Genomic DNA, 14,349 nt, shown 5'->3' with positions numbered 1-14,349 from the left:
CTTGACCAGCTGGGCCAACTGCTTGGCGATGTTCTTGAACTGAACGGTCGCCGACACACGCGACGAAACGGTGGCGCCGCGAGCACCTTCGAGCACACCCTTGAGCTGCTTCAGCAGGCCATCGACGGCCGAGGTCGCGTCGAGCGCGGACTGAACCGACTGGATCGACTGATCGACGTTGGCCTTGCGGGTGAGGAGCTGGCTGGACCGGTCGTAGAGCGACTTGGACCGGAAGAAAGCGACCGCGTCGTCCGATGCCGAATTCACCTTCTTGCCGGTGTTCAGCTCGTTCTGCGTCGTGGTGAACAGGGCCGAAGCGCTGGACAGGGACTGCAGGGTCGCGGTTTGGGTAGAAGTCAGAGTGATAGCGGACATGGTTCAATCCTTTAAGGATCTATGCCGAGGGCTTAGCCCAACGGTTTCCCCATTTGGGGAGGAGCGATACAGACGGCGGGTAGGAAATTTTTTCCGATCCGTGGCCCGTCTGAAAGCAGTTATGCCGGAAAAGATTGACGAAGAAGTTAACGAGCGGACATTTTCCTAAAATTATTTAGATCGAGGTTTTCTGCCGCTGTTCGCATCCCGCCCATTCAAAAACAGCGATTTCGCGTCGCCGATTCAATAAGTTCAGGCCGAAGGCTTCTGCATCACGTGGGCGTTGATTGCCGCCCATTCCGGATGGGCGCGCATTAAATTTGCGATATCGGTCCAGGAAAAATCGACACCCGCCGTCGAAAAATGTCCGATGATCCGGCTCACCAGATCGAAGTCCGCCTGGGTGTCGACACACCAGCGGTAGACCGGCCCGCCTGGCCCCGTCGACAGAAAGCGCGCGCCGTAACGGGCGACGTCGCGGCGGATGAATGGCGTCACGTGCTCCCGATCGTCTGGCGCGGTCGCCTCGTGCCGGGCCTGGTCGAGCGCCCGGCGGCTGAACACTTCACAATCGAGGCCCCGCGGAAAGGTGCCGACGTCCAGACTGGCATAGTGACAATCCGGGCCGGCATCCTCGAAGAGAGCGATGGTCCGGTCGATCAGCGCCGGATCGATCACCGGGCAGTCCGAGGTCACACGGACGACCGTCGCCGCCCCGGCCAGTGCCGCTGCCCCGGCGAAGCGGTCGAGCACGTCGTCCTCCGACCCGCGAAACACCAGAACGCCGGCCTGCTCCGCGATTGCTGCGATCGCGTCGGCTGCCGACTCTCCGGTGGTGGCCACGACGATGCGATCGACCCGGCACGCGCGCTTCAGCCGGTCGAGATGCCACCAGAGCAGCGGCTTGCCGGCGATCGGCAGCAACACCTTCGCCGGCAGGCGGGTAGAATTGATCCGAGCCTGGGTGATGCAGACGACCGGGCGACCGGCCGGCATTCCGCTCACCGTCCGGCCGGCTTGCCGGGACCGATCATCGACCAGTCGAGCGGCTCGCCGCGCTTCAGGGCGCGCGCGGCGCACCGGCCCAGCACTTCCGGCAGGTATTTGGGCAGCAGCCCGAAACCGGGCCGGATCGAGCGCACGTTGGTCTCGGTCAGGGGCGCGCCGGCGTCGACGTCCGCGACCACATAGAGCGAGCGCCGCACCTGGCGGCCATCGCCCTCGCCAGGACTGACGCCATAATCGACCCGCCCCAGCGCCGCCCACGCGGCGCGGCAGGCCGCGACCATCTCCTTCAACTCCGGGGCTTCCAGGGAAAATGCCGCATCGGGCCCGCCGTCGGCACGGGCCAGCGTGAAATGCTTTTCGATGGCGACGGCGCCGAGCGCTACGGCGGCGACCGGCACGGCCAATCCCATCGTATGATCGGAGAGGCCGACCGGCACGTCGAAGCCCTGCGCCATATGCGCCATCGTCCGCAGGTTCGCCTCTTCCGGCGGCGTCGGATAGGCGCTCGTGCAATGCAGCAGCAGGATCTCCGTGGCCCCCGCCCCCCGCGCGGCAGCGACGCCCTCCTCGATTTCGCCCAGGGTCGCGAGGCCGGTCGAGATGACCAGGGGCTTGCCGGTCCGCGCCGCGCGCTGGATCAGGGGCAGGTCGATCAGCTCGAACGAGGCGATCTTGTAGGCGGGCGCTCCCAGACTTTCGAGCAGGTCGATCGCCGTCGCATCGAACGGCGAGGAAAAGATCGTGATGCCGCGGTTGCGGGCATGCTCGAACAGGCGGGCATGCCAATCCCACGGCGTATGCGCCTCGCGATAGAGGTCGTGCAGCGTACGCCCGTCCCACAGGCCGCCCTCCAGACGAAACCCCGGGCCGTCATGATCGATGGTGATCGTGTCAGCCGTGTAGGTCTGCAGCTTGACCGCGTCGGCGCCGGCCTCGGCGGCGGCATCGATCAGACGCAAGGCGCGCCCGATCTCGCCATTATGGTTGCCCGACATCTCGGCGATGACATAGGGCGGATGAGCCTGGCCGATCTTGCGGCCATCGATGGCGAGGTCGTCACGCACGGGCATTCGACTCCAATCAACGGGCGGCATGGCGGTTTCGCCTCCTGGACCTTAGCGACGACGTGGTTACCAGAGTGTTTGCATGGCCCCGACCAGGGTATCGACCACGCGATCCGCCCCCTCCGCATCGATGAGGCCGGTGGTACGTCGCGCCATGGCCTGTCGCCGCCCGACATCGGCCCACAGCATTCCCGCACGGAGGGCGAGCGCCTCGACCGCGCCCGGTTCGCGGGCATCGAACGCCTCGCACCATCCATGGGCGACCGACGTGGCGGCGCCCGCCACCTGGTTTTCGGCAACGATCGCGATCAGCGCCGGCACGCCCAAGGCCGCGAGTTCGCCCACCGTCCCGCCGGCGGCCGAAACGGCCAGGCCGGCGCGGCTCATCAAGGGGGCCATCGCCATCGGATCGAGATGCACGGCGACCTGTTCGCCCAAGGCGGCGACGCGTTCCGCCAGGCCCGCACCGTCCGGTACGCTGCCGCCGATCACCACGTCTAGCGGCACTTTCGGCCCCAGGACGCCACTCAACGCCGTCGTTACCGGCAGGGTCAAGCCGGCGGGATCGGCGCCGCCGAACGTGACAAGAATCGACGAGCGATCGGCCATCGGCGTCGGCAGCGCCGCCATCGCCCGACGCAATTCGCCGCGCAACAACACATGGCGCGGGCCGAACAGGAACGTCGCGTTTGGACTGGCCCGACGCCAGCGCGGGTCATCGGCCGCGGCCGCGGCGTTCAGTACCAGGTCGGCATGGAGCGCCATACCGTCATCCATGTCCTGGAACGCCAGGATGGGGATGCCCAGCGAGCGGAGTGCCAGGCGCCAGCCGGTCCCCAGGTGATACCCGTCGACCACGGCCGCATTGGCACCCAGCGAATGGGCAATGGCGATCGTCGCCGCGGCCTGGTCGTCCGCCGCCGGATCGACCGCATGGACATCGATACGCTGGGCGGCCAAGCGGCGCGCGATCGACGGGGTGATGAGGGCGCAGGCGAACGCGACGGCGACATCCCGATCGCGCAGGGCCTCGGCCAGGGCCAGGCAGCGCATCACATGCCCGGTTCCCATGGTCGGATCCGCATCGGCGCGGAACAGGATCAGCGGCGTCAAGACCGGCACCTCCTCCAATCGATCGTCAGGCCGGCAAGGCCGCCGGACGCCGCACGGGAGTGTTCGACGGCAGATGATACGCACACGGGGTCCGATGCGTCCGGCGATAGATTTCGAATTCGACGATGGGCAGCGGCTTCGCGAACAGGAACCCCTGGGCGTAAGGCACCCCGCGGGCCCGCAGATATTCCAGTTGGGCTACCGTCTCGACCCCTTCCGCGACGATCTCCATATCGAGGTCGCGGGCGAGATTGATGATCGAATCGACCACGGTGCGCGTCACCGAATCCGTGCCGATCGCCTGAACGAACGACTTGTCGATCTTCAGGAAATCCCCGTGGAATTTCTGCAGGTAGGCGAGCCCGCTATGACCCGTGCCGAAATCGTCGAGCGCGATACCTGGCCCCATCGTCCGCAGCGCGTCGATCACCTTCCGGCCGGCATCGTCGATCGGCAAGCGTTCCGTCGCCTCGAGCACGAGCATCGCCGGCGACAGATTGCGACCGCTGAAGATTGCCCTGATGTCGTCGACGATCGCGTTGTCCCGGAACTGGATGGGCGCCAGATTGATCGCCAGATGGAAGTCGCGCGGCAGGTCGAGCGACTCGAAATCGTCGCGCACCCGGTTCATCAGCCAGCGGGTGATCGGGATGATGAGGCCGGTCTCCTCCGCCACCGGGATGAACAGGTCCGGGCGGATCAGGCCGCGGTCGGGATGGCGCCAGCGGATCAGCGCCTCGGCGCCGACGCAGCGGTCGTTCTGAATGTCGATGAGCGGATGGTAGTGGACCTCGAACTCCCTCCGACGCAGGGCGGTCCGCAGGCTGCGCGTCAGGGACTGCCGGTTCGACGTGCTGCGCAGGGTCAGCCAGGCGAGCAGCGCCGACAGCATCACGCCGGCCGTGCCGAACAAGGCGAGATCGCTGCGGAACAGGCCCCAGACCATCGCGTTCGGGACCGAGACCGTCGCCGTGATGTCGAATTTGCGAGATCGCCGGGTGACCGAGCGCACGGGCGCGTCGAGCGTCGCGGTGGACTGTCCCGCCGTCCGCAGCACCGTGGCCTTGCCCAGCAGGACCGTGAGTGCGCCATCGTCTTCGAAGGCAAGCGGCGTCGCCAACTCGTTGAACAGCGCAAGGTCGGCCAGCGCATCGATCCCGGCACCGTCATCGCGCCGGAAATCCACGATCACCGAAGGCATGTCCATGATGACCGAGCGCCCCGCCCGGACCACCAGGCCGCCGCTCCGCGAGGCGCCGATCATGTCGCTGATGTCGATGCTGGTGGCGCCGCGGCTGGTGCAATAGAGCCGCCCGGCAGCGTCGTAGAGGCCGACCGTCCGGACCAGTGGCGAATCGTAGGACATGCGCTCGAGCTTCTGGACGGTCTCGCTGCCGCAGGTCGCACCGATCGAGGCCGCGCCGTCCTGCAGGCCCGCGGCGATCCGCCCCAGGAACCGGTCCGCATCGGAAATCGCTGTATCGGCGGCGCTGTCCAACCGGCGCTGCAGATCCGCATCCGCGGTCCGCCAGCACAATGCGGACAGCAGCAGGATCGGGAGCAAGGCCGCCAACAGGACGAAACAGCCCTCGGGCGACCGCATCAAACCTGGCTTCGACACCCGGATACCTGGCGCGGTGATCTCAGAGGCCGACCAGTGCCGCGAGATCGTCCAGCGTTTTGGCGCCGTGCAGCCGCTCGCCCTCAATGATGATGTCGAATTCGCGGTCGACCATGGCGACGAAGGAAATCACCGCCAGGCTGTCCCAATTGCCGATATCGGCGAGAACGTCGCTGCCGGCCAGGCCTTCGGGTTCGATTTCCAGAACCTCGGCGACCAACACGAAAAACTGCTCTTTGTTCACGGTATTCTCCGATCAGCTCGAACCGACACTCTTTTAGAGGCGTTACGGCCAGTTTCTAATATGGACGATCAAGCGTTAAGGGACGATTGAAGCCGGGTCGCAGGTGCGGAACCGAACGGTTAACGACAGCTTAATCACCGCGAGCGCAGTGTCGGACAGATGAAAAACGCCTTTCTAACCTACCGGCCGGTGGCGATCGACGATGCCGAGATGCTGCTGCGGTGGCGTACCTCGCCCACCATAGGCCAGTACATGCTGACGGAGGTGGACCAGGATACCGACCGGCAGAGGAGTTGGATCGCGGGAACGAATGCGCGCACCGATCTGGTTCACCGGATCATCCGGGTCAAGGGCGAGGACGTGGGATATTGCTCCGTCAAGATTACCGACGCGACCGCGCGGATCGGCACCGTGGGCATCTATATCGGGGAACCCGGGACGCCGACGAGCCTGAGCGCGTTCAATTTCATCCACATCCTGAACCACGCATTCCATCCGATGGGCCTGCACAAGATCGTCAACCATATCCTGGCGACCAACGATCGCCTGCTGCCGGCCCAGAAATTCAACGGCTACCGCCATGTCGGCACTTTGCGCGAACATGTGTTGAAACACGGGCAGTGGCTCGACATGCATATTTTCGAGCAGACTGAACGGGACTGGATGGCGTTCAGATGCAAATTTGAGGATTGGCGCGATCTCGATGGCGCCTTGTGGCCACCGGAATGACTCCGGCACGGTACCGCCAACAATTCGGATCAGGCACATGATCGGCACAAGACTTGACGGCGTGGCACTGCGGGGGCTTCGCGTCGCCGTGCCGGCGACGATCCGCAGCCTCGAGGACGAAGGGCTCATCGACAGCGAGGCCGATCGGGCTCGGCTGGCGAAATCGATCGGCATCAACAGCCGCCATGTGGCGCGGCCGGGGCTCTGCACCTCCGATCTCTGCCAACTGGCTGCCGAAGGGTTGCTCGACCAACTGGGCTGGGCCAGAGACGGCATCGACGTACTGCTGTTCGTCTCCCAGAGCGCCGACTACGTCATCCCCGCCACCGCCTGCGCGCTCCAGGCGCGGCTCGGGCTCGGCAGCTGCATGGCGTTCGACATCAACCTCGGCTGCTCGGGCTATGCCTATGGGCTCTGGACCGCCGCCTCGCTGCTGAAGACATTGCAGATCAGAGGCCGGCCCGCCCGCGCGCTCGTGCTCGCCGGCGACATCAGCACCAGCAAGCTGATGCCCGGCGATCGCGGCACGATCCCGCTGTTCGGCGATGCCGGTTCGGCCACGGCCCTCGAGGTCGACAGGGATGCCGGTGCCATCCATGGCCTGTTCGGCACCGACGGCACCGGCGCCGAACACCTGATCATCCGCGCCGGCGGCGTGCGCCAACCCCTGGTACCGCCGGTCGTGCCCCATCCGCCAGAGGTGCAGGAGCAACTGTTCAAGGATGCCCGCCTGCACCTGAACGGCACGGAAGTGTTCAATTTCACGCTGCGCCAGGTGCCGGCCCTGATCGAGGGCATCCTCGCCGAGGCCGGCATCACGGCGGACGACGTCGATTATTTCCTGTTCCACCAAGCCAACGCCTTCATGCTGACCCACCTGCGCAAGAAGGCCCGCCTGCCCGAGGACAAGGTGCCGCTGGCGCTCGAAACCTATGGCAACACCAGTTCGGCGTCGATCCCGCTGACCATTGCATCGCGTCTCGCCAACGCGCTACAAACGCCCAAGCGATTGATCCTGATGGGATTTGGCGTCGGCTGGTCGTGGGGCGCGGTCAAGATCGACGTCGGCCCGATCCCGCCGCCCGCCATCGTCGAGTATGTCTGAACCCTCGGCCAGGAAAGGAGCCCGCGATGTATGAAGACCGGCTGGGCTTCATTCCTTCCGACTATAATTTCCGCGAAGACATCCTGGCGGTCGAGCTGGAGAAGGTCTTCCGGGCCAGCTGGCTGTGCGTCGGCTTCACCGAAGACCTGGCCAACCACAATGATTTCGTCACGGCCCAGATCGGCCACCACGGCATCCTGGTGCAGAATTTCCGCGGCCAGCTGCGCGCGTTCCGCAACGTCTGTTCCCACCGCTTCTCGCGGATCCAATGCGAGCGTCACGGCAACCGGCCGCTGCAATGCCCCTATCACGGCTGGTCCTACGATGCCGACGGCAAGCCGATCGGCATCCCGTTCAACAAGCAGCATTTCGGGTTCGACGAGGCCGACCGGCAGCGGCTGGCGCTCGACCATTACGAGCTGGAGGCCTGCGGCCGCTTCGTGTTCGTGCGCATGGCCAAGGACGGTCCCGGCCTCAGGGAATTCCTCGGCGGCTGCTACGACGCGCTCGCCCATCTGACCGAGGTCTGCACCGACAAGTTCGAGGCAGTGTCGCTCGAATGGGACAATAACTGGAAGCTGGGCATGGACAATGCCGCCGAGGGCTATCACGTGCCCCTCGTCCATGCCGAAAGCTTCGCCCTAATCCTGCAGCCGGACCTCGTCGTCTCGACCGATGCCGAGCACAGCATCTACCGCGGCCACCTGACCGAGCGGTCGCTGAAATGGTGGGGGACAGTAGCGAAGAGCATCGACCTGAGGCCGACGCCGCTCTATCCGGAATATGCCAATTTCCTGATCTTCCCGAACATCGTCATCACGCTCAGCTACGGTGCGTTCATGACGTTCCAGACCATGGAGCCGATCGGCGCCGGGCGGATGCGGATCAATTCGACCGCCTGGTTGGCCCAGAACCGCGGCGGCGGGGCACGCGGCATGGTGGTCGATTCGCTGAAAGCGTTCAGCCACCAGGTGCGTGAGGAAGACCGGACCATCTGCGCCAAGGCCCAGCAAGGCGTGCGTGATTGCGGCACGACCCGGCCCAGCATGCTGGGCGGCATCGAGGAACGCATCGCGCATTTCCAGCAGGCCTATGCCCGCCGCATGGGGCTGACCTAGATGGACGTGCTGCGCCCGGCCGCCCCGAAGGCGCTAACCCCATTCAACCCGCTGTCGCTCGACGGGCGCCGCATCCTGGTGACCGGGGCGACCAGCGGCATCGGCCGCGCGACCGCGGTCTATCTGGCCCGCCTGGGGGCGATCGTCATCGCGAGCGGGCGCAATCCCGAGCGGCTGCAGGACACGCTCGACGCGCTCGAAGGCGACGGCCATCTCGGTACCTGCTTCGATATGAGTGACATCGCCGGCATCACGCCCTGGCTGAAGGAACTCTGTGCCGCCCATGGCGCGCTGAACGGCATCGCCCATTGCGCCGGCGTCCAGGCAACGAAGCCGATTCGGCTGGCCGACGCGGCCTTCATCCAGGAGGCGCTGATGACCAACCTGGCATCCGCCCTGATGCTGGCCCAGGCGTTCCGGTTGAGGCCGTGCCACGGCACGCCGGCATCCTTGGTGTTCGTCTCGTCGTCGGCGGCGCTCAAGACCGCGCCCGGCAACACCGTCTATGCCGCCAGCAAGGGCGGCATCATTTCGGCGACTCGCGGGCTGGGCGTCGAGCTGGTGCGCGACGGCGTGCGGGTCAATTGCGTCGCGCCGGCGATGGTCGACACGCCGATGTCGGACCAGTTCCGCAAGGTGCTGTCCGACGAGAATTTCCAGCGCGTGATCGACCTGCATCCGCTTGGCCTCGGACGTCCCGACGATGTCGCCGGCGCCATCGCCTTCCTGCTGGCCGACACGGCGCGCTGGATCACCGGTTCGATCATGACGGTCGACGGCGGCTTCCTCGCATGAGCGGCGCGGTTGCCGAGCGGGCCCGCCCCGCCACCCGCAAGATCGACTTCCGGTACCTGGACCTGCCGACCCGGTCGCCGGCCTGTTACCTCGAAATTGGGCCGCCGGACGCCCCGGCGCTGGTGTTCCTGCATGGCTTCGGCGGCGACCTGCTGACCTGGCATTTCTGCCTCGTCGCGTTCTCGAGCCGTTTCCGGGTCATCGCCCTCGACCTGCCCGGCCATGGCCGTTCGACCATGGATGTCGGTCGCGGGACACTCGCCGAGATGGTGGCCTGGATCGACCAGGCGCTGGCGGCGCTCGGCATCGAGACCGCTGATTTCGTCGGCCATTCCATGGGCGGCAAGATCGCGATCGCCCTCGCCCTTGCCCACCCGTCGCGGGTCCGCAGCCTGTCGCTGATCTCGCCCGCCGGGCTGGGCGGCCCATTCGACCTGGCCCTGCTGCACCGGTTCCTCGATTGCACCGATCAGGACACCGCGCTCGATCTGTCGGCCCGGCTGGTCGGATCCGACTCCCCCGCGCTGATCGGCTCGCTGGCGAAATCCCTGGTCAGTAGCAATGGGCCGGCACAGCGACGAGCGTTCGAAACCCTGCTGGGCGAAGTGGCCGCGATCGGCGAGGCGATTTCGGATACGGGCGTGCCGTGGGCGCAAATCGCCTGCCCGATCCAGATCGCCTGGGGCGAAGCCGATACGATCCTGCCCCTGCCAGAGCGCCATCGCCTGCCGCCCGGCGCGCCGTTCACGCCCCTGCCCGGTGTCGGCCATCTGCCGCAGATCGAATGCCCCGGCGTCATCGTCTCGCTTCTCCGCAGGTTCCTTCCATGATCGACCTCGTCATCGCCGAGTTGCAGCGCGTCCTGGCCGCCAAGGATGCCGCCCCCGCCGCGATCGGCGCGGACACGGTCCTGCTCGACGGCGACCTGCCGATCGACAGCCTGGACCTGGCGACCCTGGTGGTGGCGCTCGAAGAAGAAACCGGCCGCGAGCCGTTCAAGGCCGGCTTCCGCATGTTCAAAACCGTGGGCGAGTTGGCCGCGCTGTTCGAGGCCGCGGCATCGTGATGGCCACTCCATGAGCCTGCCGGCCTGGCTGCATCCGGGTTTCACGCTGACCGACCCGGCCGGCACGGCGACGGCTGCCGAGTTGATCGATGCCGCGACGCGCCTCGCCGACGAGGTGCCGTTGTGGTGCCGTGCCGGCCTGCCCGCGACCGACGCACGGGCGATCCTGCAGGCCCTGCTGGCCACCGAAGCCCGCCAGGCCGATCTGTTCCTGATCCGCGATGCTACGACAGGCGCCCGGATCGATCATCGAATCGAGGGCGACCGGGTCTTCGAGGTCGCCGACGACGTGCCGCCCGGCGCCGGACTGGTCTGGCTGCAGACCTCCGGCTCGACCGGCCGGCCGAAATGGGTCGCCCATCAGCCCGAAACCCTGCGCGCCCGTATCGCCGCCGGACAGCCTGGTGCCCGCTGGCTGCTGAGCTATGGCGCCGGCAGCTTCGCCGGGCTGCAGGTCATGCTGTCGGCGGCGATCGGCGGTCATCACCTGATCGCGGCCACGGCACCGACCATCGGCGATCTGGCAGGCTTGGCAGTCCGGCACGCGGTCACCCACATCAGCGGCACGCCGACCTTCTGGCGCGCCTTCCTGATGGCGCTTGGCGACACGGATCTGTCGCTGACAACGGTGACCTTGGGCGGCGAAGCGGCCGATCAGGGGCTGCTCGACGCGCTACGCGCCAAATTCCCGACCGCCCGGCTGCGCCATCTCTATGCGACGACGGAACTGGGCACGGTATTCTCGGTCGCCGACGATCGCGCCGGCTTTCCGGCCGCCTGGCTCCACGCGGCACCCGGGAACCTCCGGCTGACCGTGACGGACCATGGCACGCTGGGCGTGGCCCGGGGCGACGAAGCGTACTTCGACACCGGCGACCGCGTGACGGTGGCCGGCGATCGCGTGCTGTTCCGCGGCCGCCACGATGACATGGTCAATATCGGCGGCGTGAAGATCTGGCCCGAGGAGGTCGAGGCGCACCTGCTGCAACTGCCCTTCGTGCGCGATGCGCTGGTCGGCGTCCGTCCCAGCCCGATCACCGGCAGCATTCTGGTGGCAGACCTGGTGTTGCGCGATGCGGAGAGCGAGGCTGCCTGTGCGCCGCTGGTCAAAGCTCATCTGGAGCGATTGCCACGGGCGGCACGGCCGGCGATGATCCGCTATCGGACCGCCTTGCCGACCGGGCAGACCGGCAAGAAGCTGAGGATGCCATGAGCCTGATCATCGTCAGCGGCGCCAGTCGCGGCCTGGGCCTGGCGCTGGTCACGGACCTGCTGGCGGCCGGCCACCGGGTCGCCGCCTGCAGCCAATCCCGTTCCGACGAGCTGGCCGCCCTGGAAGCGGGCGAGCACGCCGATCGTTTCGCCTGGCTCCAGGCCGACGTCGGCAAGCCCGAGGATATGGAGCGCTTCGTCACCGACGCGATCGGCGCCTTTCCGGGTGTGCCACTGTGGGGCCTGGTCAACAACGCCGGCACCGCGGTCGAGGGCATCCTGTCGACCTTGCCGGTCGTCGAGATCGAGCGGGTGCTGCAGGTCAATCTGACCGGCGCCATCTGCCTCGCCCGCGCGGTCCTGCGCCAGATGCTGCGCCGTCCGGGGCCGGGCCGCATCGTCAACATCAGCTCGATCACCGGCTTGCGCGGCTATACCGGCCTGTCGGCCTATGCCGCCTCCAAGGCGGGGCTGGACGGGTTCACCCGGGCCGTCGCGCGCGAGGTCGGCCGCCGCGGCATCACGGTCAATAGTGTGGCGCCCGGCTATATGGAAACGAAACTCTCGGGTACGCTGGGCACCGGGCAGCTGGACCAGATCGTGCGCCGCACGCCGATGCATCGGCTGTGCGAATTGGGCGACGTGGTGCCGGTCATCCGCTTCCTGCTGTCGGAGGAAGCGCGTTTCGTCACCGGCCAGACCATCGTGGTCGACGGCGGCCTCACGAGCTGACGCGGGAGGTCCCCAAGGCATGACCACCTTCAGCCTGCCCGCCCCGCGCCTCGCCGGCCTGGTCTCGGCCCTGCCCGCGCTCCAGCAATCGAACGCCGCCCTCGCAGAGCGGTTCGGTGCGGAAACCATTGCCAAGATCATCGCCGCGACCGGCATCGAGACGCGGCCGGTCGCCACGACCGAGACGGTGGGCGAGCTGGGCACGGCGGCGGCGCGGCGCCTGCTCGATCGCCTGGATTGGCCGGCTGAGACGATCGACCTGATCGTCGTCGTGACCCAGACGCCGGACTATCCGATGCCGGCGACGGCTTGCGTCCTGCAGCGATCGCTCGGGCTCGGCCCTCATGCGGCGGCCTTCGACCTGTCGCTCGGCTGCTCGGGCTTCGTCTATGGCCTATCGGTCGTGGCGGCGCTGCTGGCGGCGGGGGCCGCCCGGCGCGCGCTGCTGGTGACCGGCGACATCACCTCGCGCCTGATCGGCGCCGACGACCGCTCACTGGCCCCGCTGTTCGGCGACGCGGTGACGGCAACCGCGCTCGAGGCGGGAACCGACGGGGCCAAGATTGCCTTCGACCTCGGCACCGACGGCTCGGGCGCGCCGTACCTCACCTGCCACGCCGGGGGCACGGTCGAGCCGGGGGCGCCGCGCCTGTTCATGGACGGGACCCAGGTCATGGCCTTCTCGCTGAAGCAGGTCCGCCCGTCGATCCAGCGCGTGATGGCCGAGGCCGGCAAGGCGATGACGGACGTCGACCATGTCGTGCTGCACCAGGCCAACGCCATGATGCTGAAGGTGCTGGGCCAGAAGATCGGCGCCACGCCGGAACAGCTGGTGGTGGCGGTCAAGGACTATGGCAACACCAGCTCGGCGTCGATCCCGCTGGCACTGTGCGATTGCCTGGCGGACGCCGCGGGGTCGAAGCAACTGCTGCTGAGCGGCTTCGGTGTCGGCTGGTCGTGGGCCAGCGCCTGGTGGGAGACCCCGGCGCCGGGAGTGTGCGAGGTGGTTCGGGGCGACGTCAGCACGGCAAGGGAATGAACCCGATGTTCACCGCATCGCCCTCGCCCTGCTGCCGATAGAACGGCATGGCATCGAGATAGTCGCGGCACCAGAATGGATCATCGATGGCCGCGATCCTGAGAATGCGATAGTGCGGCGACAGCTCGTCGAACAATTGCCGTTCAACCGCGGTTCCCGAAGCTCCCATGAGGATCGTCGGGCGGCAGCGCGCTATCAGGGCCGATGCGCCGCGGACGACCGCGACGTCATGCCCCTCGGCATCGATCTTCAAGAAGTTTGGCGTGACCTCGTTCTGGACGCATCAGTCATCGAGTGTTACGCAGTCGATATCGATGCTGCGATCAGTAACGCGACCGAGCGAACTGGAGGTGGCGGCCAGATCAGCGCTGGAAAGATGCAGTGGCACGGTCTGCTGCCGGTCGCTCGCGGCGTAGGGCTGCAGGGTGATGTTGCCATAGCATTCGGTCACCGACGCAAAACGCGATCGAGCTCGATCAGGGTGAACACCTGGATGGGCTCCGGTCTGTTTCAGCGCACGCGGCGAGGCGATCCACGTTACCCTGCCTGGAAGTTGAGCACGGATTGCGCACCTTTCTTCAACGATTTGATGCCAGATTGGACCTCGCGTTCGACCGGCGACATTGCCCGGGGCAGACCTATTTCGGACTGAAATCGCCATGAAAAACAATCACTTCGACGGGGCCGCCAGTCGCCGGCGCTGCCTGGGTTATCGCCGGCGCATTCTGGAGATGTCGCAGCGGGTCAGCGCGCTCCATATCGCGCCGGCCTTCTCGTGCCTGGAGATCACCGATGCGCTCTACCACGGCGTCATGCGGCGCGAGGCGGACGGCATGTTCCGCGACACGTTCGTCATGTCCAAGGGCCATGGCTGCCTCAGCCAATATGTCCTATTGGAAGATCTCGGCATCCTGAAAGCCCGCGATCTCGAGCTCTATTGTCGACCCGAGGGCCGGTTGGGCGCCCATCCGGACTGCGGGCTGCCGGGCATCACCGCCTCGACCGGCTCGCTCGGCCACGGCATGGCGCTGGGCGTCGGCATGGCCCAGGGCGATCTGATCCGGCGCGAAGATCGCCGGATCCACCTGATCCTGAGCGACGGCGAGCTGCAGGAAGGCTCGACCTGGG

General features: G+C 66.8%; 17 protein-coding genes and 1 pseudogene. 10 read left to right on the top strand and 8 right to left on the bottom strand.

Features of this window, described 5'->3' with window-relative positions; translation table 11 throughout:
• The 6 genes from VGV37_RS02095 to VGV37_RS02070 all read right to left on the bottom strand — a co-directional run.
• The coding region (locus VGV37_RS02095) for a flagellin (protein ID WP_414637898.1) at positions 1–375 on the bottom strand (375 nt) is incomplete at its 3' end.
• Between the two features lie 252 nt (positions 376–627).
• Positions 628–1,371, bottom strand: coding sequence for a glycosyltransferase family protein (locus tag VGV37_RS02090; RefSeq protein WP_326877949.1), 744 nt, complete (start codon positions 1,369–1,371; stop codon positions 628–630).
• A 5-nt stretch (positions 1,372–1,376) separates the two neighbouring features.
• Positions 1,377–2,378, bottom strand: coding sequence for a pseudaminic acid synthase (gene pseI, locus VGV37_RS02085; RefSeq protein WP_414637899.1), 1,002 nt, complete (start codon positions 2,376–2,378; stop codon positions 1,377–1,379).
• Positions 2,379–2,513: 135 nt separating this feature from the next.
• Complete coding sequence (gene pseG / locus VGV37_RS02080) at positions 2,514–3,560, bottom strand: UDP-2,4-diacetamido-2,4,6-trideoxy-beta-L-altropyranose hydrolase (protein WP_326877947.1); 1,047 nt, start codon at positions 3,558–3,560, stop codon at positions 2,514–2,516.
• A gap of 25 nt (positions 3,561–3,585) precedes the next feature.
• Positions 3,586–5,163: an EAL domain-containing protein gene (locus tag VGV37_RS02075; RefSeq protein WP_326877946.1), complete on the bottom strand. Its 1,578-nt coding sequence runs from the start codon at positions 5,161–5,163 to the stop codon at positions 3,586–3,588.
• Positions 5,164–5,203: 40 nt separating this feature from the next.
• A complete protein-coding gene (locus VGV37_RS02070) occupies positions 5,204–5,425 on the bottom strand; it encodes an acyl carrier protein (RefSeq protein ID WP_326877945.1) in 222 nt (73 codons plus the stop codon).
• Positions 5,426–5,584: 159 nt separating this feature from the next.
• Here VGV37_RS02070 and VGV37_RS02065 point away from each other — a divergent pair, with 159 nt between their 5' ends.
• The 9 genes from VGV37_RS02065 to VGV37_RS02025 are packed head-to-tail and all read left to right on the top strand — an operon-like array spanning position 5,585 to position 13,221.
• Entirely contained in the window at positions 5,585–6,154 is a 570-nt protein-coding gene (locus VGV37_RS02065; RefSeq protein ID WP_326877944.1) for a GNAT family protein, read from the top strand.
• Positions 6,155–6,191: 37 nt separating this feature from the next.
• The gene (locus tag VGV37_RS02060; RefSeq protein ID WP_326877943.1) at positions 6,192–7,259 is read left to right on the top strand and encodes a ketoacyl-ACP synthase III; all 1,068 of its coding nucleotides are present in this window, start codon (positions 6,192–6,194) and stop codon (positions 7,257–7,259) included.
• 26 nt (positions 7,260–7,285) lie between these two features.
• A complete protein-coding gene (locus VGV37_RS02055) occupies positions 7,286–8,377 on the top strand; it encodes an aromatic ring-hydroxylating dioxygenase subunit alpha (RefSeq protein WP_326877942.1) in 1,092 nt (363 codons plus the stop codon).
• Complete coding sequence (locus VGV37_RS02050) at positions 8,378–9,172, top strand: SDR family oxidoreductase (protein WP_326877941.1); 795 nt, start codon at positions 8,378–8,380, stop codon at positions 9,170–9,172.
• On the top strand, positions 9,169–10,002 hold the full coding sequence (locus VGV37_RS02045; protein WP_326877940.1) for an alpha/beta fold hydrolase: 834 nt from the start codon (positions 9,169–9,171) through the stop codon (positions 10,000–10,002). The genes VGV37_RS02050 and VGV37_RS02045 overlap by 4 nt, the downstream gene beginning before the upstream one ends.
• Positions 9,999–10,238, top strand: coding sequence for a phosphopantetheine-binding protein (locus tag VGV37_RS02040; RefSeq protein ID WP_326877939.1), 240 nt, complete (start codon positions 9,999–10,001; stop codon positions 10,236–10,238). The genes VGV37_RS02045 and VGV37_RS02040 overlap by 4 nt, the downstream gene beginning before the upstream one ends.
• 10 nt (positions 10,239–10,248) lie before the next feature.
• A complete protein-coding gene (locus VGV37_RS02035) occupies positions 10,249–11,451 on the top strand; it encodes an AMP-binding protein (RefSeq protein ID WP_326877938.1) in 1,203 nt (400 codons plus the stop codon).
• A complete protein-coding gene (locus VGV37_RS02030) occupies positions 11,448–12,182 on the top strand; it encodes an SDR family oxidoreductase (protein ID WP_326877937.1) in 735 nt (244 codons plus the stop codon). The genes VGV37_RS02035 and VGV37_RS02030 overlap by 4 nt, the downstream gene beginning before the upstream one ends.
• 19 nt (positions 12,183–12,201) lie before the next feature.
• Positions 12,202–13,221 (top strand): ketoacyl-ACP synthase III, encoded by a 1,020-nt coding sequence (locus VGV37_RS02025; protein ID WP_326877936.1) that lies wholly within the window; start codon positions 12,202–12,204, stop codon positions 13,219–13,221.
• On the opposite strand, the gene VGV37_RS02020 is transcribed toward VGV37_RS02025, so the two are convergent.
• A complete protein-coding gene (locus VGV37_RS02020) occupies positions 13,202–13,474 on the bottom strand; it encodes an FkbM family methyltransferase (protein WP_326877935.1) in 273 nt (90 codons plus the stop codon). The genes VGV37_RS02025 and VGV37_RS02020 overlap by 20 nt on opposite strands.
• Positions 13,475–13,504: 30 nt before the next feature.
• Entirely contained in the window at positions 13,505–13,672 is a 168-nt protein-coding gene (locus VGV37_RS02015) for a hypothetical protein (RefSeq protein ID WP_326877934.1), read from the bottom strand.
• 208 nt (positions 13,673–13,880) lie between these two features.
• On the opposite strand from VGV37_RS02015, the pseudogene VGV37_RS02010 reads away from it, so the two are divergent.
• Positions 13,881–14,349 (top strand): annotated as a pseudogene (locus tag VGV37_RS02010) (hypothetical protein); the annotation flags it as partial.

Origin of the sequence: Aliidongia sp. (assembly GCF_035943795.1) — a bacterium.
Lineage (GTDB): Bacteria > Pseudomonadota > Alphaproteobacteria > ATCC43930 > CGMCC-115725 > Aliidongia.
Note: the sequence above shows the minus strand (reverse complement) of the source record. Positions and strands in the feature narration are given on the sequence as shown.

Coding starts and splice junctions, on each gene's coding strand:
- VGV37_RS02035 (WP_326877938.1), top strand. CDS start 10,249: ATGAGCCTGCCGGCCTGGCTGCATCCGGGTTTCACGCTGACCGACCCG.
- VGV37_RS02075 (WP_326877946.1), bottom strand. CDS start 5,163: ATGCGGTCGCCCGAGGGCTGTTTCGTCCTGTTGGCGGCCTTGCTCCCG.
- VGV37_RS02090 (WP_326877949.1), bottom strand. CDS start 1,371: ATGCCGGCCGGTCGCCCGGTCGTCTGCATCACCCAGGCTCGGATCAAT.
- VGV37_RS02055 (WP_326877942.1), top strand. CDS start 7,286: ATGTATGAAGACCGGCTGGGCTTCATTCCTTCCGACTATAATTTCCGC.
- VGV37_RS02060 (WP_326877943.1), top strand. CDS start 6,192: ATGATCGGCACAAGACTTGACGGCGTGGCACTGCGGGGGCTTCGCGTC.
- VGV37_RS02065 (WP_326877944.1), top strand. CDS start 5,585: ATGAAAAACGCCTTTCTAACCTACCGGCCGGTGGCGATCGACGATGCC.
- VGV37_RS02030 (WP_326877937.1), top strand. CDS start 11,448: ATGAGCCTGATCATCGTCAGCGGCGCCAGTCGCGGCCTGGGCCTGGCG.
- VGV37_RS02025 (WP_326877936.1), top strand. CDS start 12,202: ATGACCACCTTCAGCCTGCCCGCCCCGCGCCTCGCCGGCCTGGTCTCG.
- VGV37_RS02050 (WP_326877941.1), top strand. CDS start 8,378: ATGGACGTGCTGCGCCCGGCCGCCCCGAAGGCGCTAACCCCATTCAAC.
- VGV37_RS02040 (WP_326877939.1), top strand. CDS start 9,999: ATGATCGACCTCGTCATCGCCGAGTTGCAGCGCGTCCTGGCCGCCAAG.
- pseI (WP_414637899.1), bottom strand. CDS start 2,378: ATGTCGGGCAACCATAATGGCGAGATCGGGCGCGCCTTGCGTCTGATC.
- VGV37_RS02045 (WP_326877940.1), top strand. CDS start 9,169: ATGAGCGGCGCGGTTGCCGAGCGGGCCCGCCCCGCCACCCGCAAGATC.